11 protein-coding genes are annotated in these 23,870 nt (G+C 73.6%); 4 read left to right on the top strand and 7 right to left on the bottom strand.

Features of this window, described 5'->3' with window-relative positions; genetic code table 11:
• Nucleotides 1-40: 40 nt before the first annotated feature.
• The 4 genes from IE308_RS09400 to IE308_RS09415 form a co-directional block, all read right to left on the bottom strand.
• A complete protein-coding gene (locus tag IE308_RS09400; RefSeq protein ID WP_190217476.1) occupies nucleotides 41-235 on the bottom strand; it encodes an antitoxin in 195 nt (64 codons plus the stop codon).
• Nucleotides 236-302: 67 nt separating this feature from the next.
• Nucleotides 303-1,532, bottom strand: a complete 1,230-nt coding sequence (gene ccrA, locus IE308_RS09405) for a crotonyl-CoA carboxylase/reductase (RefSeq protein ID WP_190217477.1) — start codon at nucleotides 1,530-1,532, stop codon at nucleotides 303-305.
• Nucleotides 1,533-1,543: 11 nt separating this feature from the next.
• Nucleotides 1,544-5,446 carry a type I polyketide synthase gene (locus tag IE308_RS09410; RefSeq protein WP_229908790.1) on the bottom strand — a complete coding sequence of 1,301 codons (3,903 nt, stop codon included), beginning with the start codon at nucleotides 5,444-5,446 and terminating at the stop codon, nucleotides 1,544-1,546.
• Nucleotides 5,439-14,072, bottom strand: a complete 8,634-nt coding sequence (locus IE308_RS09415; RefSeq protein WP_190217478.1) for a non-ribosomal peptide synthetase — start codon at nucleotides 14,070-14,072, stop codon at nucleotides 5,439-5,441. Before IE308_RS09415 ends, IE308_RS09410 begins: the two co-directional genes overlap by 8 nt.
• Before the next feature lie 485 nt (nucleotides 14,073-14,557).
• Here IE308_RS09415 and IE308_RS09420 point away from each other — a divergent pair, with 485 nt between their 5' ends.
• The gene (locus IE308_RS09420) at nucleotides 14,558-15,856 is read left to right on the top strand and encodes a phthiocerol/phthiodiolone dimycocerosyl transferase family protein (RefSeq protein WP_190217479.1); all 1,299 of its coding nucleotides are present in this window, start codon (nucleotides 14,558-14,560) and stop codon (nucleotides 15,854-15,856) included.
• Nucleotides 15,857-15,916: 60 nt separating this feature from the next.
• Nucleotides 15,917-16,435, top strand: a complete 519-nt coding sequence (locus tag IE308_RS09425) for an RNA polymerase sigma factor (RefSeq protein WP_190217480.1) — start codon at nucleotides 15,917-15,919, stop codon at nucleotides 16,433-16,435.
• A gap of 301 nt (nucleotides 16,436-16,736) precedes the next feature.
• Here IE308_RS09425 and IE308_RS09430 read toward each other — a convergent pair whose 3' ends face one another.
• A complete protein-coding gene (locus IE308_RS09430; RefSeq protein ID WP_110625906.1) occupies nucleotides 16,737-17,423 on the bottom strand; it encodes a PAS domain-containing protein in 687 nt (228 codons plus the stop codon).
• A 655-nt stretch (nucleotides 17,424-18,078) separates the two neighbouring features.
• Here IE308_RS09430 and IE308_RS09435 point away from each other — a divergent pair.
• Nucleotides 18,079-19,344, top strand: coding sequence for a helix-turn-helix domain-containing protein (locus IE308_RS09435; protein WP_190217481.1), 1,266 nt, complete (start codon nucleotides 18,079-18,081; stop codon nucleotides 19,342-19,344).
• A gap of 212 nt (nucleotides 19,345-19,556) precedes the next feature.
• Here the strand turns inward: IE308_RS09435 and IE308_RS09440 are convergent, their stop codons facing one another.
• Nucleotides 19,557-20,786, bottom strand: coding sequence for an MFS transporter (locus tag IE308_RS09440; RefSeq protein WP_190217482.1), 1,230 nt, complete (start codon nucleotides 20,784-20,786; stop codon nucleotides 19,557-19,559).
• Nucleotides 20,787-20,890: 104 nt separating this feature from the next.
• Here IE308_RS09440 and IE308_RS09445 point away from each other — a divergent pair, with 104 nt between their 5' ends.
• A complete protein-coding gene (locus tag IE308_RS09445) occupies nucleotides 20,891-21,343 on the top strand; it encodes a winged helix-turn-helix transcriptional regulator (protein ID WP_190217483.1) in 453 nt (150 codons plus the stop codon).
• Between the two features lie 72 nt (nucleotides 21,344-21,415).
• On the opposite strand, the gene IE308_RS09450 is transcribed toward IE308_RS09445, so the two are convergent.
• Complete coding sequence (locus IE308_RS09450) at nucleotides 21,416-23,812, bottom strand: ADP-ribosyltransferase domain-containing protein (protein ID WP_229908791.1); 2,397 nt, start codon at nucleotides 23,810-23,812, stop codon at nucleotides 21,416-21,418.
• Nucleotides 23,813-23,870: the final 58 nt, after the last annotated feature.

Here is a 23,870-nt window from a genome sequence, read left to right on the forward strand (position 1 = left end):
CCGCTCCCGGCGCACGGGGGCGGGGGACCCGGGTACGGAATCAGCGCTGCGTGCCGCCGCCGTCCCGGTAGGAACGCCGTGCCGCGTCGGCCGCCTTGTCGGTCTGGGCGTCGTACTTGTTGCCGGTCCTCTCGTCGACCATGCGTTCAGCACCCGACACGCCCTTGTCCGCCTGGTCGGGGTGGCCCTTGACCATCTGCTTGGCCTTGTTCATCATGTCGCCCAGCTTGCCCATGGGGGGTACCTCCGGGAATGGCGTGTGCGTCGTACCCGCCGCAGGTACCCCTCTGGGGCGGGAGGAATCATCCCCGGTCGCCCACCCGGGCGGCCATGTTCCCCGCCGGATGGCGGTTGTCGTGGATGAGCTGGTGGGCGAGACCGATCTCGTCGAAATCGAAGGTCCGGGACAGGCACGGGTCGATGATCCCCTGGTCGATCAGCCGGGTGACTTCCCGTGCCTCACGGGCGGTCGCGACGTGCGAGCCCTGCAGCCGCTTCTGCCGCATCCACAGGAAGCGCAGGTCGACGTCGCCGTTGTAGCCGGTGGTACCGCCGCACAGGACGACCATGCCGCCGTTGTCGCACAGGTACAGCGAGGTGGGGACGGTGTCGGCCCCGGAGTGCTCCAGCACGACGCGGGGGCCGCGGCGCTCGCCGAGCACGTCCCAGAAGGCCCGGCCGAAGGCGCGGGCCCCTGCCAGCCAGCGGCCCATCGCCTCCTCGTCGGACGTGTCCGGCAGTCGCCCCCAGTGGTCGAACCGCCGCCGGTCGATCCACCCCTCGGCACCCAGCTTGAGGCAGAACTCGCCGCGCTCCTCGCTGGAGACGACGGCGACGGGTCGGCCGCCGACGTGCCGCACGAGCTGGATGGCGATGCAGCCGAGGCCGCCGGCGCCGCCCCAGACCAGCACGGGGTCGCCGGGGCGCACGGTGTGCTCGCGCCAGCCGAAGAGCTGGCGGTAGGCGGTGGCGGCGGTCGCCATGTAGCAGGCGGCCTCGGCCCAGGAGAGCCGGGCGGGCTTGGGGTGGCACATGTAGTCGTCGACGACGGCGAACTGGGCGAAGGAGCCGTAGTTCTCCTCGTAGCCCCACACCCGCTGGCTGGAGGACCAGGTGGGGTCGCCGCCGAGGCGGATGTCCTCGGCCCTCTCGTCCCAGCGGTTGGCGAGGACGACGACCTCGTCGCCGAGCCGCACCCCGCGGACGTCCTCGCCGACCGCCCAGACGATCCCGGAGAGGTCGGAGCCGCCGATGTGGAAGTCCTCGGTGGCGCCCGCCTTCCGCCGGGCGGCGATCACGTCGAGCGGGGAACCCAGCGCCGCCCAGACGTTGTTGTAGTTGATGCCGGCGGCCATCACCTTCACCAGGACCTGGCCCCGGCCCACGGGCGGCACGTCGACCACCTCGGTGCGGAAGGCGTCGACGGGCTGGCCGTAGCGCTCGCGGCGGATGAGCGAGGCGTACATCTTCGTCGGGACGGTGCCGATCTCGGGTGCGTCTCCGAGCTCGTAGAGGTCCTGGGTCGCGCTCACGCTGGTTCTCCTCAACGCGGTGTCAGGGGGCGGGAGGGTGCGGCGGCCCGGTCGCCGGTGCCGCCAAGGGCCTTGGCGACTGCTTCGCCGATGCGGGCGATCGGTTCGGGATCGGTCATCTCGTAGTGACCGCAGGGCACGTGGTGGTCGTGGAGGGTTCCGTCGACATACGGCCGCCAGCTGTCGGCCTTGCCGGGCAGCACCGCCAGGTCCGCCGGGAACTCGGGGGACGGCTCCTCGGCGGCGCTGAAGAACAGCACGTCACCGCGGTAGACGCCGGGGGCGAACTGAGGCGCGAGACGCAGGTTGTTGCGCATGACGGCGGCGATGGCGGCGGCCTCGGCGCGGGTGACGGGCACGCTCGCCGCTTCGGCGCGGACGCGGGTGTCGATGTGGTCCAGGACGGTCTCCACGGCCGCCCCGGTGTCGGCGGGCAGGCCGGCCACCCTCGACAGCAGGGCGGCCACCTGGCGTTCGGCGGCGTCGGGGTCGTAGGGGGTGCCGTGCGGCTGAGGTGCGTCGAGCAGGGCGAGGAGTTCGACGCGCTCGCCGTCGCGCTGGAGGGCGCAGGCCATGGCGTGGGCGACGAATCCGCCGTAGGACCAGCCCAGCAGCCGGTAGGGGCCGTGCGGCTGGACCTGCCGCACCACGTCGAGGTAGTGGGCGACCATGGCGGCGGCGTCCGGCGCGGGCGGCCGGGTGCCGTCGAGGCCGGCGGCCTGGATGCCGTAGACGGGCTGGTCGCCGCCGAGGTGGGGCAGCAGGCCGGTGTAGCGCCAGGAGACGCCGGCGCCGGGGTGTATGCAGAACAGGGGCGTGGCGGTGCCCTCGGTGCGCAGCGGCAGCAGCGGCGCGAGCGCGGTGGGGGCGGTCCCGGGTGCTGGGCCGTCCTGGTCGTCGGCGGACGTGAGGACGCCGGCCACGGTGGGCGCGGCCAGCAGGGCGGCCGCCGGGACGTCGAGGACACCGGCCTGGCGCAGGCGGCCGGCGAGCAGCACGGCGCGCATCGAGTCGCCCCCGAGGTCGAAGAAGTTGTCGTGCAGTCCGATGCCGTCGATGCCGAGGGTGTCCTCCCAGATCCGGGCGACCGCCCGTTCGCGGTCGGTGCGGGGCGCCACGTGCTCGGTGGCCAGCCGGGGCCGCGGGGCGCGGCCGGGGGCGGGTGCCGCCGCGGCCGGCATGTCGTCGGCGGTGGGGTGGGGGCGGGTGCCGGGGGCGTCGATCCAGTGGCGGCGGCGTTCGAAGGCGTACGGGGGCAGCGGGACCCGCCGGGGCGTGCCCGGCACCGGGGGCAGGGCGCTGTCCACGCCCGCGCTCCACAGCCGTCCCAGCGCCTCGGCGAGGACGAAGCCGTCGGACGCCTCGGCCTTGGCGTGCCGCATGGTGGTCACCGTCACGGGTGCGGCGTCGGTGAGGCGGCCGGTGGCGAGCCTGGTGAGGGTGTCGCCTGGTCCGATCTCGACGAGGACGGGGTGCAGGCGGTCCCACAGGGCGGCGATGCCGTCGGCGAACCGCACGGTGTGGCGGGTGTGGTCGAGCCAGTGCCGTACGGAGGTGGTTTGGGCGTCGGTGACCCAGGTGCCGGTGACGTTGGTGACGTACGGGATGCGCGGCGGGCGCAGGGTGACCTGGCGCAGGTGGGCCTCGTAGGCCGGCAGGACCGGGTCCAGGACGTGGGAGTGGGCGGCGACGGGGATGCGCAGGCGGCGGTACGGGACGCCGCGGCGGGTCAGTTCCGCCTCGAAGCGCGTGACGGCGTCGAGGTGTCCGGCGACGGTGCAGGCGCCGGGGCCGTTGTCGGCGGCCAGGGACAGGTCGGCGTCGAGGAGCGGGCGGATCTCCTCGGCCGGGGCGGCGACGCCTACGGTGGCGCCGCCGGCGGAGCTGATGAGCCGGATGCGTTCGGTGACCAGGGGCAGCATGTCGGCCAGATCGATGACGCCGGCCAGGCAGGCGGCCGTGTACTCGCCGAGGGAGTGGCCGATCAGCGCGTCGGGGCGCACGCCCGATGCGATGAGCGTGCGGGCGAGGGCGTATTCGGTGACGACGAGCCCGAGGAACGCGGCGGTGTCGTCGGGGTGCCGCTCCTCGAAGAGGGCGGTGCGCACATCGGTGCCGAGGACGGGCCGCAGGATGCGGGCGCACTCGTCGACGGTGTCGCGGTAGACGGTCTGGTCGCGGTACAGCTGTGCGCCCATGCCGGGGTACTGGGTGCCGCCGCCGGGCAGCAGGAACGCCACGCGGGCCGGGTTGTCGGAGAGCGGCGGGGTGGCGGGGGCGGTCGAGCGCAGCGCGGCGAGGGCTTCCTCGCGGGTGGCAGCGGTGACGGTGAGGCGGTGGCGCAGCGCGGGCCGGTCGGTGCGCAGGGAGTGCGCGACGTCGTCCAGGCGCAGGTCCGGGCGGCGTTCGAGGTGCCGGGCGAGGGCCTCGGCCTGGCCGCGCAGGGCGCCTGTGGTGCGCGCGGACAGCGGCAGCACCAGGCGGCGGCCGTCCTCGGGCGGGCGGGGCGCGTCGGGGGTGACGGGCGGGGCCTCCTCCAGGACGATGTGGGCGTTGGTGCCGCCGATGCCGAAGGCGCTGACGGCGGCCCGGCGGGGATGGTCGACCGCGGGCCAGTCCTCCAGCGTGGTGGGCACGCGGAAGGGGCTCGCGGCGAAGTCGATGAGCGGGTTGGGCCGGTCGAAGTGCAGGCTCGGCGGGATCTGCCGGTGTTCCAGGGCGAGGACGGCCTTGATGAGTCCGGCGATGCCGGCGGCGGCTCCGAGGTGGCCGATGTTGGTCTTGACCGACCCGAGGGCGCAGTAGCCGGTGCGCCGGGTGCTGTGCCGGAACGCCTCGGTGAGGGCGGACACCTCGATCGGGTCGCCGAGCTTGGTGGCGGTGCCGTGCGCCTCGACAAGGCCGATGGTGCCGGCGTCGACCTCGGCCTGGGCCTGCGCGGCGAGGATCACCTCGGTCTGCCCGGCGGCGCTGGGCGCGCTGAAGCCGACCTTGCGGCGGCCGTCGTTGTTGACGGCGCTGCCGCGGATGACGGCGCGGATGCGGTCGCCGTCGGCGAGGGCGTCCTCCAGGCGTTTGAGGACCACGGCGCCGACGCCGTCGCCGGAGGTGGTGCCGGCGGCGTCGGCGGCGAAGGCACGGCAGTGGCCGTCGGGCGAGAACGGGCCGTCGGGTACGGGGCGGTAGCCGAGCGCGGCCGAGGGGTTGAGGGAGACGGCGGCGGCGAGCGCGGTGTCGCAGCGGTGGTCCAGCAGATCCTGGCAGGCGGTGTGCACGGCGACCAGTGCGGTCGAGCAGGCCGTCTGGAGGGACACGCTCGGTCCGGTCAGGCCGAGTTCGTAGGAGAGGCGGGTGGCGAGGGTGCCGAGGGAGTTGGCGGTGGCTGCGTGGACCAGTTCCACCGAGCCGGGCTGCCCGGCGAAGCGCGGGTACACGTGGGCCGGGTAGTACCGGCTGTCGCCGGCACCCGCGTACACGCCGAACGCCTCGCCCGTGCGTTCGCCGCCGAGGCAGCCGGCGTCCTCCAGGGCGTGGTAGGCCGTTTCCAGCAGCAGCCGCTGCTGCGGGTCGACGACGGCGGCCTCGGCGGGGCTGTAGCCGAAGAAGCCGGAGTCGAAGCGGTCGATGCCCTCGACGGCCGACACCATGCGGATCAGCGTCGGGTCGTCCAGGTCGCCCGGGTCGCCGCCCGCGGCGAGGAACTCCTCGTCGGTGACGGGCCGGATCGCCTCCCGCCCGGCCGCGAGGTTCTCCCAGAAGGCGTCGACGTCGTCGGCGCCGGGGAAACGGGCCGCCATGCCGATGACGGCGACGGCGGGGACGTCAGGGGCGCTGGGGAACTCCTCGTCGTGGGATGCGCTGGTGTCGTGCACGGCCTGTGCCTCGTCCTCTCCCGGCTCGGTGGTGTCAGGCACGGCCCCGGTCCTTGCCGTGCCGTGCGGTGCGGCGGGCGCGGGCGGCGCGCTGCCGCCGCGCCTGCTCCTTGGCGCGGTCCAGGCCGCCGGCCTCCTGCCGCGGAGGCTGTCCGTCGCCCGCAGGGGCGCCGGCCCCCGTGACCGACAGATGGCGGGCCAGGTCCCGGACGGTGGGGTGGGCGAACAGGTCGACCACCGACAGCTCGGTGCCGAAGGCGCTGTTGACGGCGGTCTGGGCGGTGACCAGGAGCAGCGAGTTGCCGCCCAGGTCGAAGAAGTTCTCGTCCCGGCCCACCCGGTCGCGGCCCAGTACGGCGCACCACAGCTCGGCGAGCCGGCCCTCCAGCCGTCGCAGCTCCTCCCCCGCACCCGCCCGCGCCTCGTCCGGGCGGGCCGAGGCGCCCGCCGAGCGCAGCGTCCACGCCTCGCCGGGCAGCCCGGCCGCACGGATGCCGTCGGCCGCGGCTCGGTACAGGGCGCCCAGGTCGGTGCCGTCCTCCAGGCCGACTCGGGCGACCAGGCGACGCGTCTGGCGCACGGGGGCGACGACGTGGCTGCGGACCCAGGGGGCGGTGCGGTCGGCGCCGATCAGCAGGTGCGGTTCGTCCAGGGTGCGCGCCAGGTCGAAGGAGCGCAGCGCCGCGGGCACGTCGAGCAGCCGGTAGCCGCGGGCCTCGGTGAGCGCGGTCAGCCGGTAGCCCCGGCTCATGCCGCGCTCGCGCCACATGCTCCACGCCATCGACTGGGCGGGCAGGCCGAGGCTGCGCCGGTACAGGGCGAGCGCGTCCAGGTAGGCGTTGGCGGCGGCGTAGGCGGCGTTCATCGCGCCGCCGAACCAGCCGTTCACCGAGGAGAAGGTGATGAAGGAGGTGACCGGGTGGTCGGCGGTGAGCTGGTGCAGCGTCCACGCGCCGCGCGTCTTCGCCGCGAGGGCCCGGTGCCAGGTGGCGGCGTCGAGTTCGCCCACGGGGCGTTCGGCGAGCGTGCCGGCCAGGTGCAGCACCGACGCCAGGGGGACGCCCCACGCCTCGCCTGCGGCCTCCACCGCGGACCTCACCTGGTGTTCGTCGGTGACGTCGGCGCGGGCGTACCGGACCTCGCCCAGCTCCCGCAGGCGGGGCAGGGCGTGCGCCTCGGCCTCCGGGGTGCGGCCGATGATCAGCAGCCGGGTGCCGTCGGTGCGCAGCAGGTGGGCGGCGATCTCGGTGCCGACTCCGCCGAGGCCGCCGGTGAGGAGGGTGAAGCCGTCGTGCGCGGGCGGCTCGGCGCGGCGCGGGGTGTCGGGCAGGGCGGCCAGGCGGCGTACGTAGCGGTGCCCGTCGCGGTACGCCACCTCCGCGCCGTCCGGGGTGACCGTCGCCTCGGCCGCCAGCACGGCCGGCAGGTCCAAGCCGTCGCCGTCGCCGTCGGGGAAGTCGAGGTGGGTGCCTCGTATCCAGCCGAACTCCTCGGTGAGCGACTTGAGCAGCGCGCCCGCCGGGGCGTGGGCCGGGGACGGACGGTCGCCGGGGCGTACGGCCTGGGCGCCCGCCGTCACGTACACGAGGTCGACGGAGCGCTGCCGGCCGGGCCGGGCGGCGAGGGCGCGGGCGAGGGCGAGCAGGTCCTCGGCGCCGGTGGTGTCCTGCGGTGCCGTCTCCCGCGAAGGGGTGCCGGGCACCCCGTCGAGGTGGAGGACGGCGTCGACCGGCCGCCGGTCCTCCTCCAGCCGCCGCAGCAGCTCGGCGTAGTCGGTTTCCTCGGCGGGCCGTACGCGGTGGTGCGCGGCGTCGATACGGGCGTACGCCGTGCCCTCCTCGACCACCGTGCACAGGCCGCCGGCCAACCGCAGGACGTCGGCGATCCGCTCTGCGAGATCCCGGATCCGGGGGTCGCCGCCGGCGAGGAGGAGGGTGTGCCGGACTGCCGGTGCCGGCCGGGCGGCGGGGCGTTCCGTCCGCTGCCACACCGGCCGCAGGAACCAGTCGGGGACGGTCGCGGCGGTTCCCAGCAGCAGCTGGGTGCGGCGGACCTCGTCGTCGAAGGCGCCCGCCTCGAAGCTCTTGCGGAGCCTGGTGCGCTGGATCTTGCCGATCTCGGTCTTGGGGACGGCGTCCCGCTCGACCGGGATGAGGAACGCGGGGCTGACGCCGATCTCCCGGGTGACCTTTCCGGAGATCTCCCGCAGAGCGCCGGGGGTGACGTCCGAGGCGAGGTGGAAGAAGAGCGCGAGTTCGTCGGTGGGCGACGACGGAGCGGAGCGCACCGCGACGGCGGCGGTGAAACTGCGCTCCACGTACGGCAGTTCCTCGACGCACGCCTCGATCTCGTGGCTGTAGTGGTTGACGCCGTTGACGATGATGACGTCCTTGGCGCGGCCGGTGATGTACAGCTCGCCGTCGCGCAGGTACGCCAGGTCGCCGGTGTCGAACCAGCCGTCGCCGGTGAACGCCTCCCCGTTGGCGCCCGGGTTGTCGTGGTAGCCGCCGGTCACCGAGGTGCCGCGGACCTGGAACCGGCCCGCCTCGCCCTCGGTGAGGAGCGTGCCCCGCTCGTCGACGATCCGCATGGCGAAGCCGGGGTAGGGCAGGCCGCAGCTGACGAACGTGCCCTCGTCGGGGGCGGGTTCGGCGGGCAGGACGGCGTCGGTGACCACGGAGCAGGTCTCGGACATGCCCCAGCCGGGGTGCATGACGTCCTGCGGCAGGCCGAACGGCTTCAGCGCGTGCAGGAACCGGCGGGCGGCCGAGGCGACGACGACCTCGCCGGCGTTCATCACCAGCCGCATCGGCGACAGGTCCCAGGCACGGTCCGTGAAGCGGTGGGACTGCTCGGCGAGGAGCCCGAAGGCGAAGTTGGGCGCCCAGGTGACGGTGACCCGGTGCCGGTCGGCGAGGTCCATCCAGCGCAGCGGGTCCTGGAGGACGTAGGAGGTGGGGGCGTGGATCTGGCGGCAGCCCAGGTACACGTCCCGCAGGTGGAACATCACCACGCCGGTGACGTGGTCCAGGGGGATCCAGTTGAGGGAGACGTCGTCCGCGCCGAGCCCGTTGATCTGCTCGGTGGCGGCGGACCGGGTCAGGACGTTGCGGTGGGTGAGGCGCACCGCCTTGGGCAGGCCGGTGCTGCCGGACGTCATCAGCATGAGCATCAGATCGTCCGGTGCCGCGGGGTACCAGTCGTGGTCCTCGGGCGCCTCGCGCAGCGCGTCGGCCGTGGTGAGCCGCAGGCCGGACCAGTCCTGGCGGGCGGCGACCGCGCGCAGCCCGGCCTCACGGTCGGCGGAGCACACGATCCAGGGCCGGCCGAGCATCCGCCAGATGCCCTCCAGCTTGGTCAGGGCCGCCGACGGGCTGTCGTAGGAGGTGGGGACGGTCAGCGGGACGGCGACGAAGCCGCCGAGGACGCATCCCCACAGTACGGCGAGGAAGTCCTCGGTGGCGTCACACTGGAGGACAACCTGGTCGCCGGGGCGCAGACCGGCCCGCCGCAGACCGGCGAGCACGCGGGACGCCTCGGGGATCAGGGAGGCGTAGCTCCGCCGGTGTTCGCTGCCGTCGGCGTGGACGTGGACGATGCCGCCCCGGTCCTGGGCGGCGGCGCGACGCAGGGCGTCGGCCCAGCCCGGCACGGACGGTTCGGTGAGGGCGGGGCCCTCGCTGAGGGCCGGGACGGCGCGCGCGTCGCCGGTGCCGCGGGGGGCGGGGGCGGGGTGCGGGGTGCGGTCGGGCAGGCCGGTGTGTCGGCGGTCCAGTTCCTCGGGGGTGTGCTCCACCGTCACGTCGGCCGAGGTGACGCCCGGGATCCGGGTCAGCCGCTGCCGCCAGGTGTCGGCCGCGGTGCGGTCGACGGCGGGCAGGGGGTACAGCGCTTCGGTGTCGACGGTGCCGTCCTCGGCGCGGGGCAGCGCGTTGACCGCTGTGACGCGGGCGGTGGGGTGACCCGCGCGGTGCAGCTGTTCCTCGACGCGTTCGGCGGCGTCCGCCCGCCCGGGCACCGCGTACAGGCGCGGCGGGGCGCCGTCGGTGCCGGGCAGGGCGCGGGCGTCGCGGATGCCGGGCACGGACAGCGCCGCGTCCTCCAGCTCGGCGGGGTCGGCCGCGGCCGGGGCGGGGGTCCGCTCGGGCAGCGCGGGCAGGGCGCCCAGACGGGTGGCGGGCTCGGCGCCCACGGTGCGCAGGACGTCGTGCAGGGCGCGGGCGAACGCCTCGGCGGTGCCGCTCTCGTACAGGTCGGTGGCGTACTCCACGTGCAGCGTGAGGCCGTCGGGGATGCCGTCGGGGGTGTGGTGTTCCAGGACGTCCACGAAGAGGTCGAACTTGGCGGTGCCGGTGGCGGTGGGCCGCAACCGGGCCCGTGTGCCGTCCAGCCGGAGGACGGCGGGTTCGTTGTTCTGCAGGGCCAGCATCACCTGGAACAGGGGGTGCCGGCCGGGTGTGCGGGGCGGGTTGAGGTCGTCGACCAGCCGGTCGTAGGGCAGGTCCTGGTGGTCCAGGGCGGCCAGGTCGGCGGTGCGCAGCCGGGCGAGGAGGTCGCGGAAGGCGGGGTCGCCGGAGGTGTCGGCGCGCAGCACCAAGGTGTTGGTGAGGAGGCCGATCAGCGGGTCGAGGGCGGGTTCGGTGCGGCCGGCGACGGGGGTGCCGAGGACGATGTCCTCACCGGCGCCGCAGCGGGTGAGCAGGGCGCTGACGGCGGCGTGCAGCACCATGAAGAGGCTGGCACCCTCGCGGTCGGCCAGGCGCAGCAGGGCGTGGTGCAGGCCCGCGTCGACGGTGGTCTCGACGTGCGCGCCGCCGCCGCGCGGTGTGGCGGGGCGCGGCCGGTCGCCGGGCAGGGTGCACTCCTCGGGCAGGCCGTCCAGCGCGGCGCGCCAGTGGGCGGTGAGCCGCTCCAGCCGGCCCGGCCCGTCCGGTCCGGGGGCGAGCAGGGCGCGCTGCCACAGCGCGTAGTCGGCGTACTGCGCGGGCAGTGGCGTCCAGTCGGGTGCCCGGCCGGCGCGGCGGGCGGCGTAGGCGGTGCTCAGGTCCTCGGCGAAGGGGCGCAGCGACCACCCGTCGGCGGCGCTGTGGTGCAGGACGAACAGCAGGGTGGAGTCCAGCAGCCAGACGGCGAGGGGGCTTTCGGCCGTGAGGTCGAAGCGGTGGCGCAGCGCGGCGGCGACGTGGGCGGCGGTCTCCGCGGCGGGGCAGTCGACGTGCCGCAGGGCGGGGCGCAGCCCACCCGGCGGCAGGATGCGCTGGTGGGGCACGCCGTCGTGTTCGGCGATGACCGTCCGCAGGATCTCGTGCCGGTCGGCGAGGTCACCGAGGGCCGCCCGCAGCGCGTCGGCGTCGATCGCGGTGTCGAGCGGAACGAGGAGCGGGATGTTGTAGGTGGCGGCTCCGTCGTCGAGCCGGTTGAGGAACCACATGCGTTCCTGGGCGTACGACAGCGGCACCCGGGCCGGGCGCGGGGTGGTCCCGAGGGCCGGGCGGGGCAGGGCGCCGTGAGCCGGTGCGTCGAGCCGCCGGGCGAGGGCGGCGGGGGTGGGGGTCTCGAACAGGGCGGTGATGGGGATCTCGGTGCCGGTCGTGTGGCGCAGGCGGGCGAGCAGACGGGTGGCGAGCAGGGAGTCACCGCCGAGGTCGAAGAAGCTGACGTCGGTGCCCACAGTCCCCGGTGGCAGCTTCAGCACCTCTTCGAACAGGTGGCACACCTGGGTCTGCTGCGGGGTCCGGGGCGGGGTGCCGGACGCGGCGGCGGTGAAGTCGGGGGCGGGCAGCGCCTGGACGTCGAGCTTGCCGTTCGCCGTCAGCGGCAGCGTGTCCACCGGGACGCAGGCGGCCGGGACCATGTGCTCGGGCAGGTGCGCGGCGGCATGGGCGCGCAGCTCGGCGGGGCTCGGCGAGGTGTCGCCGCGGGGGACGGTGTAGGCGACGAGGTGCAGGGCGCCGTTCTCGGAGCGGCGGGGCACGACGGCGGCCCGGGTGACGCCGGGGTGGGCGGTGAGCACGGCCTCGACCTCGCCGGGTTCGACGCGGAAGCCCCGCAGCTGGATCTGGGCGTCGGCGCGGCCGAGGTAGTCGAGGGTGCCGTCGGGGCGGCGCCGGGCCAGGTCGCCCGAGCGGTACATGCGCGTGCCGGGCGGGCCGTAGGGGTCGTCGAGGAAGCGGTCGGCGGTCAGGTCGGGCCGGTTCAGGTATCCGGGGGCGACGCCGGCGCCGGAGACGTACATCTCGCCGGACGCGCCGGGCGGTACCGGGCGGCCGTCGGCGTCGAGGAGGTGGACGCGCAGGTCGGCGAGGGGGGTGCCGATGACGCTGCCGCGGCGCGGGTCGTCCAGGTCGGCCCGGGTGAGGCGGTGGTGGGTGACGTGCACGGTGGTCTCGGTGATGCCGTACATGTTCACCAGCGCCGGGCGGTCCAGGCCGTGCCGGTCGGCCCAGGGGCGCAGCCTCGCCGGGCGCAGGGCCTCGCCGCCGAAGACGACGTACCGCAACGCCCCAGCGTCACCGCCGCGTTCGAGGTCGGCGTCGATGAGCTGCTCGAACGCGGAGGGGGTCTGGCTGAGGACGGTCACGCCCTCGCGGTGCAGCAGTTCCAGGAAATCGCGGGGCGAGCGGCTGACGGCGTGGGGGACGACGACGACCCGGCCGCCGTGCAGCAGGGCACCCCAGATCTCCCAGACGGAGAAGTCGAAGGCGTAGGAGTGGAACAGTGTCCACACGTCGTCGGCGCGGAAGTCGAAGTGCTCGGCCGTCGCGGCGAAGAGGCGCACGACGTTCGCGTGCGGGACGGGCACGCCCTTGGGGCGGCCGGTGGAGCCGGAGGTGTGGATGATGTACGCGATGTCGGACGGGCTGGTCCGCCCGTGCCGGTCGGCGTCGGTGAGGTCGGCGGCCGAGCGGCCGGCCAGGTCCGCGGTGACCTGCTCGTCGTCCAGGCGGACGACGGGCAGCGCGTCGCCGGCGAGGTGGGCGTGCGCGTGCTCGGTGACGAGCACGACGGGGTTGGCGTCCTCGACGACCAGCCGCAGCCGTTCGGCCGGATGGCCGGGGTCCAGGGGCAGGTAGGCGGCGCCGGTCTTGAGGACCGCCAGGAGGGCGGGCAGCAGCCGCGTCCCGCGTTCCAGGGCGAGGGCCACCACACGGCCGGGGCCCGCGCCGTGGTCGGTCAGCAGCCGGGCCAGGCGGTTGGCCTCGGCGTTGAGCGCGGCGTACGTGAGCCGTTCGGCCCCGCAGGTGACGGCGGTCCGCTCGGGCACGGCCGCCGCCCACTCCTCGAACAGCTCGGTGAGGGTGCGCTGGACCGGGAACGTGTGTACGGGGGTGTCGCGGGGATGCTCGCCCGGCAGCAGGACGTCCAGGTCGCCCAGCGCGGTCGCCGGGTCGGCCTCGGCGAGCCGGCGCAGCACGGTGAGGAACCGGTCTCGGTGCAGAGCGAGTTCCGCCTCCTCGTACAGGGCGGGGTTGGCGTCGAAGGCCAGCCACAACCCGCCGTGGGCGGTGCCGGGCCGAACCGAGATCTGGAGGTCGTCGACGGCTCCGCCGGACAGGTGGTGCCAGGTGGTGGGGTGGCCGCCGAACCGAGGGGACTCGTCGAACGGGACGATGTTGAGCACCGGCCCGTACAGCCGGCGTCCGGTGCCCAGCAGGCCCAGGTCGCGGCGGAGGAACTCGCCCCGGTAGCGCTGGTGGCGGCGCAGCGCCTCCAGTTCGGCCGCGACGGTCGCCGCCAGCTGCCCGAGCGGTGTGTCCGGGGCGGCGGGCACCCGCAGCGGGAGGACGTCGGAGGCGGTGCCGGGGGTGCGCAGGGCGGCGCTGCCCAGGCGGCTCATGGTGGCGAGGCCGAGCACCAGGTCGCGGGCGCCGGTCATCCGGTGCAGGTAGGCGGCGGTGGCGGTGGTCAGCAGGTCGGTGCGCCGGATTCCGAGGCGGGCCGCGGCGGCGTCGAGGGCGCCGGTCTCGGCGGGCGTCAGCTCGGCGGTGCGGCGCAGGAAGGGTGCGGTGGGGGCGGCCGTGCGCGAGGTGAGCCGGGCGGGTTCGGGCAGGCCGGCCAGGTGTCGCGCCCAGTGGTCGCGGTCACGGGCGTACGCCTCCGAGGCGCGGTAGGCCGCTTCCTCCTCCTGGAGCCGGCGCACCGGCGCGAACCCGGCGGGGTCCGGCTCGCGGCCCTCGGCCAGCGCGTTGTACACCTCGGCCAGGCGCCGTCCGAGGAGCTTGTAGCCGTAGCCGTCGAGCAGGAGGTGATGGGCCCTCAGCAACCACAGGTGGCGGTCGGGGGCGAGGGTCAGCAGGGTGTGTGCGAACAGCGGGCCCTTCTCCAGGTCCACGGGCGTCGCGAGGTCGGCGCGGACATGCTCCCACGCCGAGGCCTCGGAGTCCTCGGCGCCGCTGACGTCCACCCGGTGCAGGGGCCAGTCGCCGGCGTCGGCGGCCGGGTGGCAGCGGGGCCCTTCGTCGGTGTCGGCGAACCGCAGGGCGAAGGTGTCGGCCTCACCGACGACGCGCCGCAGCGCGGTTTCGAACAGTGCGGTGTCGAGGGGGCCGTGGATCTCCACCGCCTCCGCCGTGTTGAACGCGGCGCTGTCCGGTGCGAGCCGTCCGGCGTACCAGAGGCCCTCCTGGGCTCCGGACAGCGGTCGACGTTCGTCCTCCTGGAGTGACATAGCACAACCCTCACGTGACAAGCCGTAATGTCCCGGACGGCGAAGTCCCGGCCGGATCGGACGGATGCGGCCACCGCTCCGTGCCGCCCTCGCGTGCCGGTACGCGCCGGGCAGGCCCACGGGTGGAAAGGCAGGTCGCACGCCGGGGGCGGGGGCGATCACGTCGCCCGGTCCTGGTCTTCCGGCACAGCACGGTGGGTCACCGCAACGGGTCGGGTCAAGCGCCACCCGGCCCCGCGCACGCCGATTCAGGGGTTTCCCTGAAGAATGCGATGCCGGGGAGTGCGCGGCGCCGCTCCCGCTTCCCGGCCGTCAACTTCTAGGGAAATCACGCGACTTCCCCGCAGGGCGGGTTCCGCGCTGGATTCGGCCATGTCGTGCCGTGCACTCTCGGAGGGCCCCCGCCCCCCGCGGACAGCCGCGGCGGCACACCGATCCCGGGCCGTGGGACCCCCGAAACGAACGACGGAAAGAAGGCTGACGGCATGCACCGTGCGCTCTGTCCGGTCGAGACGCTCTATGTGGGCCAGAGAAGCAGGGCCGTGCTCTCCTGCGCCCTGCGCGGGCCCGTGGACGTCGCGGCGCTGTCGGCCGCCTACGACGCCATGACGCAGGACCACCCGGGGCTGCGGGCCCGCATCGCACACGACGGCACGGGCCACTTGCTGCGTCTGCTGGACGAGGACGAACGGCCCCGCCTGACCACCCGGTCCGGCGACCCGGAGGAGGTCTACGCGGCGGAGCTGAACAGGCCTCTGCCGGTCGGGGGGCCGCTGAGCCGGGCCGTCCTGGTCAGCGCTCCGGACCAGGAGAGCCACCTGTTCGTCCTGGTGATCGACCACACCGTCACGGACGGCCACAGCAGCATCGCCCTGCACAACGCGCTGTGGGACCGCTACCGGGCGCTGGTCGACGGGGAACCCACCGCTGAGAACTCCGGGCCGTGCTGGCCCGAGCCCGTCAGCCGGCTGCTGCCCCCGGCCGACGAGGCCGACACGGCGGAGTACCTGCGCGGACGCCTGGAGGAAGTACGGCGGCATCCGGTCACGCTGGTGCCGTACGACACCGCCACCGGCGACGGGACCGGCCCGCAGGGGCGCATCGAGGTGCGCCGGCTGACCCTGGACGCGGACCGCACCGCCCGGCTGCGCGGGACGGCACGCGACGCGGGTGTCTCCGTGCACGCGTTGATCGCCGCGACCTTGCTGGCCACGGCCCGTCGGCGGCTGGACGGCGGCGGCCCCCGCACCCTCGGCTGCCTCTCCCCCGTCGACCTGCGCTCCCGCCTCTCTCCGCCGGTGCCCGCCACCGCCCTGGTCCCCGCGGTCACCACCCATCTGCAGACCCTGGACGTGGCCGAGGACAGCGAACCGCAGGAGCTGGCCCGTACAGTGCACGGCCGCCTGAGCGACTTCCTCGCCCGCGGCGACCACCTCCGCGAGATGCGCATCGCCCCGGAGATCCCCACCACCCCCGCGCTGCAACTGGCCACGGTGATCGCCACCAATATGGGCGTGGTCCCCGGCCCGCAGCTGCCGGAGGGTCTGCGTGCGGTCGACGTGCGCCTGGTGCCTGCCCGCGAGCAGTACTTCCCGCAGGCAGGCCGCAGCCCTGTCATGGCGTGCGTCGTCTCCTTCGAGGGCCGGCTGTCCATCGAGTTCCCGCACTCCACGGCCTGCTTCAGCCCGTCGTTCATGCGGGCGTTCCGCGACGACGTGCGCGCCGGTCTGCTCCGCTTCGCGACGGCGGCACACCCGCGGGCCGCCGGCGCGCTCACGGCCTGAACGCCTTCCCCCGCTCACGCTCCCCGCCCGCCCGGCTGCCGTAAGGAGCCCCAGCCCGACATGTCCACCGTCAGCGAACTGCCCTCTCCCCTGACGCTGCTCCCCCGAGCCCAGGCGGGCGACGAGCACGCGATGAACCACCTCCTGACCGGCATCACCCCGTATGTCGCACGCATCTGCCGGTCCATCACCCACGACGACGGCGCCGACGCCACCCAGGAGGCACTGCTCGCCATCTACCGCGGCCTGCGCTCCCTGCGCGAACCATCCGCGTTCTACGGCTGGGTGCGCTCGGTGACGGTCCGCGAGGCCGTCCGCACCGCCAAACGCCACGGCGAGGAGCACAGCTGCTGGGAACTGGAGTCCCGGCAAGAGGCGAACTTCTTGGACGCGGTGCACATCACCGATGTGCTGGAGCGTCTGTCCCAGGCGCACCGGCAGGTCCTCACCCTGCGGGCCTACGGGCTCAACGAGGAGGAGATGGCCGAGGTGCTCGCACTGCCCGTGGGCACCGTGCGCTCCCGTCTCTTCCGCGCCCGCCGCCGCTTCCTGGAGGCGTGGCAGCCCTCGGCGGCGTGAGACGCCCGGGCGGCGGCCGTGGCGGTGTTCGGGTCAGCCCGACGGCCGCCGGCCGAACTCCGGGTGAGCCCGGCCGGGGGCTGGGCCGTGTCCTGCACAGTCCCGTCCGCCGCTCGACGCCCGGCACGCACCCCCAAGCTCTTCGAGCAGGGGGACCCCCCACTCGCCGCACCGGGCGGACGCCCGCGTACTCGTGGTACGCGGGCGTCCGCCCGGCACTCTCCCAAGCTTCGAGCAGGAGGGATCACCAGAGCGCGCCCGGCCGCTCCTCGGGCGGACGACGCGACTTGGTGGACACCAGCTAGCGCACGCGCTCGGGGAGGACGCGCGGGGGCCACTGCCCGGCGGCGAACATCCCGAGCGCGTGCGCACGCGCCACCAGCGCGGGGCGGTTGGGCGCGTCGAACCTCCGCAGCATCTGCCCGACGCGGTATTCGATTCCCTGACGGCTCAGATAGAGACGGGAGGCCAACTGCACGGTGGATTCGCCATTCGCGACCCCCTCCAGGACTCGCGCGTCGAGGGCGCTGAGCACCGGCCCGGCGGACATCCCGTCCGCAGTGCGGCGCAGGAAGACCACTACGCCGGCCAAGGCGCCGGCGGGATTCCGTACGGCGACGCCGGTGACGTCGGCAAGGAATTCCCCGCCGGTGCCGTCCCGGCCCCTCACGCTTTCCGTGAAGCGCCGACGGCGCCCCGCCGAAAGGGCGGTGAACTGTTCCTGCAGTCGGCCGGGAACGGGTGAACGGAGAAGGTCGAGGAGATGGTGCCCGCATATCTCATCGGCGTTCAGGCCGAATTGCCGGGCGAATTCGGGTTCCGCGGCCGTGACGACCAGGTCCTCCGGTGAGGCATGTGCGGTGCAGGCTCCCGCCGACGCGGCACCGCGGAGCGCGCCGCTTGCGGCGGCTTCGCGGCGGGCGGGAGGAACCGGGGTGGCGGCTTTCTTCTTGCGGGGCGAGGCGTCGGGGAAACTCGTGGTCGCCACGGACGTACCGTCCTTCTTCCTGCGCGTGGGGGGCTGGGAAGGGTGAACGAACGCGGAGCTGATCGATGCGCTGTGCCCGGATGTCGGCGAGCGCCCGGTGGCGCAGGTGCCACTTTGTCGGTGGCGGGGCCGGTGTCCGCGTCGTCCCGGGAGCCCGGCGCTCGGCGCCGGGCTCCGGAGGTGGGATCAGGGTGTCCGGAGGGGGCCCGCGCCGGGGCAGCCGACGGCGAAACGAGGACAGCACTGCGGATAACGTTGTCAAGGCCACTCGATCTCCATGGCCGGGCACGGGCCCGGAGGGAAACTGGGCAGCACGAAAACCTCCAGTGGACGAAGAGGGATCGCAACCGGGGGGGAACAACGCTGACGAGATTAAGCGCCGTCAACGCCCATGGCAAGGGTTTGCCAAGTGACCTCGGCAACCTGTCAACTCCTTTGCGAATACGGGCTTTTTCCGGGCACCGCAACCCGCGAAACAAACATGACCGAGGAACCGGAAACCGCCCGGGAAAAGCGCAGTTGACCTGTGCTTACAGGTTGTCGCCGCTTGCCGCGCTCCCTAAAGTGTTGACAACTCCGTGCCCGAGCGGGCAGGCCCGCACAGGGTGGGGTCGGACATGCCCCGCCGGTCGCGCCATGGGAACCAAGGGGGGAGATGCTCGAACAGCCGCATTTCGGCCGTCGGCTGAAGAGACTCCGGCTGGCACGGGGCCTGAGCCAGGCCGGCCTCGTCGGCGACGGCATGTCGACGAGCTACCTGTCACGCCTGGAGTCGGGGGAACGGCGCCCCACCGAGCACGCCGTGTCCTATCTCGCCGACCGGCTCGGCGTCGATCCGTCCGCCCTTACCGGCCCGGCGGAAGGCAGATCTCTCACCGGGGTGCTGGCCGCCGTGACCTCGGCACCGCCCGGCATGGACGACACGGCGGCGCTCAGCCGCGCGGTCGAGGAGGACGAGGGCGAGGATCCCGCCGCCCGCTGGCAGGCCCTGTGGCTACTGAGCCGCGCCGCCGGCCGCGACGGCGACCACGAAGGAGAGCGCGCACGGCTGCGCGAGCTCGTCGAGCTGAGCGACCTGCTGGCGGAGCCGGATCTCAGGACCCGCTCACGCGTGCAGTACGCCCGCTGCGCGCACGCCCTGGGCGACCTGCGCACGGCGCAGCCGACGGCGGCACAGGCACTCTCCATCGCCCGCGCCGCGGAACTGTCCGTCTCCGACACCCTGGCCGCGCTGTCGGTGCTGATCGGCGTCGAGACGGCACTCGGCAGGCTGAAGGCGGCCGGCCGGCACGTCGAGGACATGGAGCGGGACCTGCTGCACCGGGCCGCGCCCGCCCAGGCAGCCGAGGCACTGTGGGCGGCCGCCGTGGTGAGCAGCCGTCAGGGTGACGACGATGCCGCCCTGGCCCGGCTGGACAGGGCCCTCAATCTTCTGCGGGGCCAGGACGACCTACTCCTGTGGACCAGACTGCGGGCCGCCGCCTCCGCCGCCGCGCTGGCGATGTCCCCTCCCCGGGTGGCCGCCGCCGAGCGCTGGCTGGCCGAGGCCGCCTGCGTCCTCGACCTGATCGGCACCCCGGTCCAGCTGCAGGAACTGCGGGCGCTCCAGGCCCATCTCGCCTTCCACCAGGGCCAGCTGGGCGAGGCCCGCGCGCTCGCCCGGGCCCTCCTGCAAGGGCAGGACCTGCGCCTGGCCTACCCCGACCGGGTACGTCTGTACGTCCTCCACGGCCGGCTGATGATCCTGACGGGCCACGCCGACGAGGGCATCGCCGTCCTGCGACGACTCGGCGCGCAGGCGACGAAGTCCGGCAACGTCGACCTGGCGGCCCACGTCTGGCAGGCGTTGGCCACGACCCTGGCCGATGTGCGCTCCCCCGGGCCGGCGCCGGAGCACATCCGCTCCGGTCCCGGGGTGTGACGACGGCCCCGGCATGGGCCGCCGCCTCACCGGCGAGCACACCGTCCAACGGCTGGCCTGGCGAGGAACGAGGCGAGGCGAACTTGGCCGACGGCAGAAGTCTTCGTGTGTCCCGCACAGGCGTGTACGGCCAGTCGTTGTCGCACGGCCGGTTTCCGCTCGGGGCTCCGCGTCTGCGTCCGGTGCCTCGCAGCCACGCCGTTCCCCCCCTCTCAACGGACCGGGCGGGGGGCGAGGTGCCTGGTCAGCGCCCACAGCACAAGCCCCAGGCAGCTGAACACGCAGCCCAGTGCGCATACGGCGCCCCAGCCGGCCAGGGTGTAGGCGGAGGTCGCGGCGATGGCGCCGACGGCGCTGCCGAGTGAGTAGAAGACCATGTATCCGCCGATCAGCCGGCTGCCCGCGTCCGGGTGCAGCGCGTAGATCAGTGTCTGGTTGGTGACGTGGACCGCCTGTACCGCGAGGTCGAGGAGGATCACCCCGACCATCAGGGCCCAGAGCGAGTGCCGGGTGAAGGACAAGGGCAGCCAGGAGGCGGTGAGCAGGGCCAGCGCGATGCCGGTGGTCCCTCCAGAGAGTCCGCGGTCGTTCAGGCGCCCCGCCACGGTCGCGGCCAGGGCGCCGACGACACCGATCAGTCCCAGTGCGCCGATCGCGCTATGGGGCAGGGAGTACGGGTCCTCGCTGAGGGGCAGCGCGACGCTGCTCCACAGGGTGCTGAAGGCCGCGAAGACCAGCAGACCGAACAGGGCCCGGATACGCAGCAGTCGTTCCCGCGCGAACAGGGTGATGGTCGAGCGGAGCAGCTGTCGGTAGCGCAGGGGTGTCGGCTCGGCGTCGCCGTGGCACGGCAGCGCTCGGTACAGGACCGGCGCGAGGAGGGCGGTGAGCGACGCCGAGACGAGGTACACGCTTCGCCAGCCGGCGAGATCGGCCAGGAGACCGGACGCGGTGCGGGCGAGCAGGATTCCGATGACCACGCCGCTGGTGACCAGACCGACGACGCGTCCGCGTTCACGGGGAGGGGCCAGTGCTGCCGCGAAGGCCACCAGCGTCTGTGTGACGACAGCGAGGAGTCCCACGGCGGCCATGCCCGCGAGCAGGATCACTGCCGTGTGGGCTGTGGCCACCACGGCCAAGGCCACCACGAGGAGCAGCAGTTGGGCCACGATGAGCCGCCTGCGGTCGGCGACGTCGCCCAGCGGCACGAGGAAGAAGAGCCCCAGCCCGTATCCGACCTGCGTGAGGGTGACCACACTCCCGACGAGCGCGGGGTCCATGGACAGGTCGTCGCCCATGGTCACCAGGAGCGGCTGCGAGAAGTAGACGTTGGCCACTGCCGCCCCGCAGGCGACGGCGAACAGGAGGACGACGCCACGGGACAGGACGAACGCGCTTCGGGCGTCGCATCGTCGTATCGCGGTCTCAGCGTTGCCGGGCATCAGCAGTGCTCCTCCGCGGACCTCAATCTGGTTGCAACTTGCTACCGATTCTGACGCTAAACCATATTGGTAGCATGTTGCAACCGCGATGAGAGGGGGACGCTGTGGTGGCCAGGACGCGCTTCGACGACAGCGAATGTCCCGTCGCCCGGTCGGTGGACGCGATCGGCGACTGGTGGTCCCTGCTGATCGTGCGCGATGCCTTCGACGGAAGCAGGCGTTTCGGCGAGTTCCAGCGCAGCCTCGGCGTAGCCAAGAACATCCTCACCGCGCGCCTGCGCGCCCTGGTGGCCGGCGGGGTCCTCGCATCCGTCCCCGCCTCGGACGGCAGCGCCTACCGCGAGTACGTACTCACTCCGAAGGGCAAGGCGCTCTTCCCCGTCATCGTGGCGCTGCGGCAGTGGGGCGAACAGAACTTCTTCGCCCCCGGCGAACCCCACTCACAGCTTGTCGACCGCGAACAGGGGCAACCCCTTCGCCCCCTGGAAGTGCTGTCCGCGGACGGCCGACGGCTGAACCCCGACGACACCACCGTCCACAAGACCTCCGATCAGTGATCTCAGCCGGAGACCGGGCAGGGGCGCGGACGCCCGGCAACCAACACCGTGGCCAACGTGATCGGGAGCGGTTCAGGACACCACGGGAGGGGCGTCCGTGACCTCGCTCAGCCGGACCGTGCACAGCCCGCGGGGCTCACTCTTCACCTCGGTCACCTTGAGTTGGGTGCCTGGCGTAAGGATGTATTCCTCCTCGCCGGTGAAGGCGGAGAAGCTCTTGATCCCGACCGCCCTGGCCGGCGTCACCTCGAAGAGGGTCCGCTTGCCGCGACTTCCCAGGAACGCCCGGGCCACCTTCAGCTCGGAGGTGCACGAGGAGACGCCCCACCAGGTCACCGTCCGGCCCAGCGGGTACTGCGCCCGCAGGTCCAGCGACACCCCGCGCCACAACGGCTTTGTGTAGGCGGGCAGTTCCGACACCGCCGAGAACAGCAGCCGCAGGTACGGCAGATAGGGCGTGAGCCTGCTGCGGTCCGGGGAGCGCAGAACGCGGTTGATCTCACGGTAGAAGGCTGACTCACAGGTGTAGAGGTGGAGCGCGGCGATCGCGTCCGCGGACAGGCCGCCGCCTGCCGCCTCGTCCGCACGCTGCTTGCCGAAGTCGTGGGAGCGTCCGATGTGCCCGGCCAGCCCGGGCAGCGCCGCGGAGACGGGGGCCACGGCGTTGTGGAAGTCCAGCAGCGGGGTGTCGAAGACGCCGGTGATCGCGGGCAGGACAAGGCCCTCGTCCTTGACGCTGGTGAGGCGCTCCAGGTACAGCTGGTGCAGGTTCATCGTCGACTCGATGAACGCACCCATGCGCGCCGCGACACCTCCGTCCGCACCGCCTGCGCCGGCCGCCGTCTCGTTCCACCCCTTGCTGGGCAGCCAGTCGATGCCGTCGGCGCCCAGCGAGGCCAGAGCGTCGTTGACCTGAGTGAAGTGGTCGCCCTCGCAGAAGATGTCGCCCTGTGCCGCCGGGTTGGCGTGGTCGAGATGCCGGACCTCGACGTCCGGGTACTTCTGCTGGAGGCGCAGGACGACCCGCTTAAGGTTGCGGGCGTGCGCCCCCCACCATGCGAACACGACGCCGCGGTCCTCCTCGGCCGCGTCCTGCTTGGCCTTGAGGATCTCCTCGACGATCCGCTCGGCGACCGGCCGCCAGAACGCCGTGTGCTGGTCGGCCCCCATCGCCCCGTCACCGCTCGCGGTCAGCGACGCGTTCAGCAGGAGCACGCCCTGCGTCAGCATCGCCTGGAACCACTCCGGCGGCTGGACCGCGTCCCGGTCCTTCAGCAGCGCCCGCACGTCGGCGATGGGGGTCTTCTTGGGGATGCCGTACTTCCACATCGCCGCTGCCTTGATGAGGCACCGGATGCTGACGACCCGGCCGAACTGGCTGTCCTTCCAGTCGTTGAAGGTGTTGTCGAACATGGCGATGCCGGTGGCGCTCTCCGGCCGCGGGTACGGGTTCTGGCCGAAGACCACGACCTTCCACTTGTGCGGTGGGTTCGGCTTGAGCGCCTGGAACGTCAGCTCGCGGACCGGGACCACCTCGTGGCTGCGGCTCTTCCCGATGAACCGCTCGGCATCCGGCTGCGCCTCGATGACGGGCTTCAGCAGCGGGAGCCAGGCCTCCCCGCCGCCATCGAAGAGCTCGGTCAGGGCGAGGGGGTCGTTCGGATCGGGCTGGGACTGCGTCGGCTGCCCCGGTGCCGGGGCCCCGGTCGACGGTCCGGTCGCGGCGGCGGCGCTGTCGCTCGTCGCGGCAGGAGGAGAGGAGAGGGCGGCGGAGGGAGCGGGAGAGACGGTCTCGGGCTCCGGCGCGACGGGCGTCGGCGGCACGATGCGCACCCGCTGGTCGACGGGCGCGTTCTCGATCCCGTGGAGCTGGGAGATGATCGTGGACCGCAGCTCGTCGTCGTCCTCGAACCAGTGGTCGTGGAAGAGCGTGTAGCCGGTCCACATCAGGTTGGCGCACACCCGGGCCGGCACCTGGCCGGTCTGCGCCCCCAACCCGACCAGCGCCACCGATCGGATGCTGCCCGGCTTCTTGCGGTTCTGCCGGTGAACGGCCTGGAATGCGGCAGCGCACGCCAGCGCCACGTTCAGCGTGGCGCTCACATTCTGCGAGGACCGCACCATCGTGGGCGTCGATATCAGGTACCGGGGGACGGTAGCGCCGGACGGCACGCAGACCGCGCTGCCCACCGGCAAGGACCCGGCGAACCGGTCGCGGATCGCCCGCTGGACGCGCACCTGGATGCCGGACCCCAGGTACCGCTTGATGACGGCGTCGACCCCACCGTCCATCCGCCCCCGGGAGTTCGTGGGGGTGACCCAGGCGTCGACGTCCTCGTCGAGGATCGAGCCCTTGCGGATCTCGATGCCGGGGGTGTCGGCGAACGCGGCGCGCCACGCCTCCACCACACTCTCGTTGACGTCCGTCAGCACCACCCTGAGCGCGGGCAGCACACTGCTCTCGGTCATCGTCCACTCCTGTCGTGCAACAGCGATTCCAAGACCGCGAACGTATCGCCCACCACTG

The organism is Streptomyces griseosporeus (genome assembly GCF_014656055.1).
GTDB classification, from domain to species: Bacteria; Actinomycetota; Actinomycetes; order Streptomycetales; family Streptomycetaceae; genus Streptomyces; species Streptomyces griseosporeus.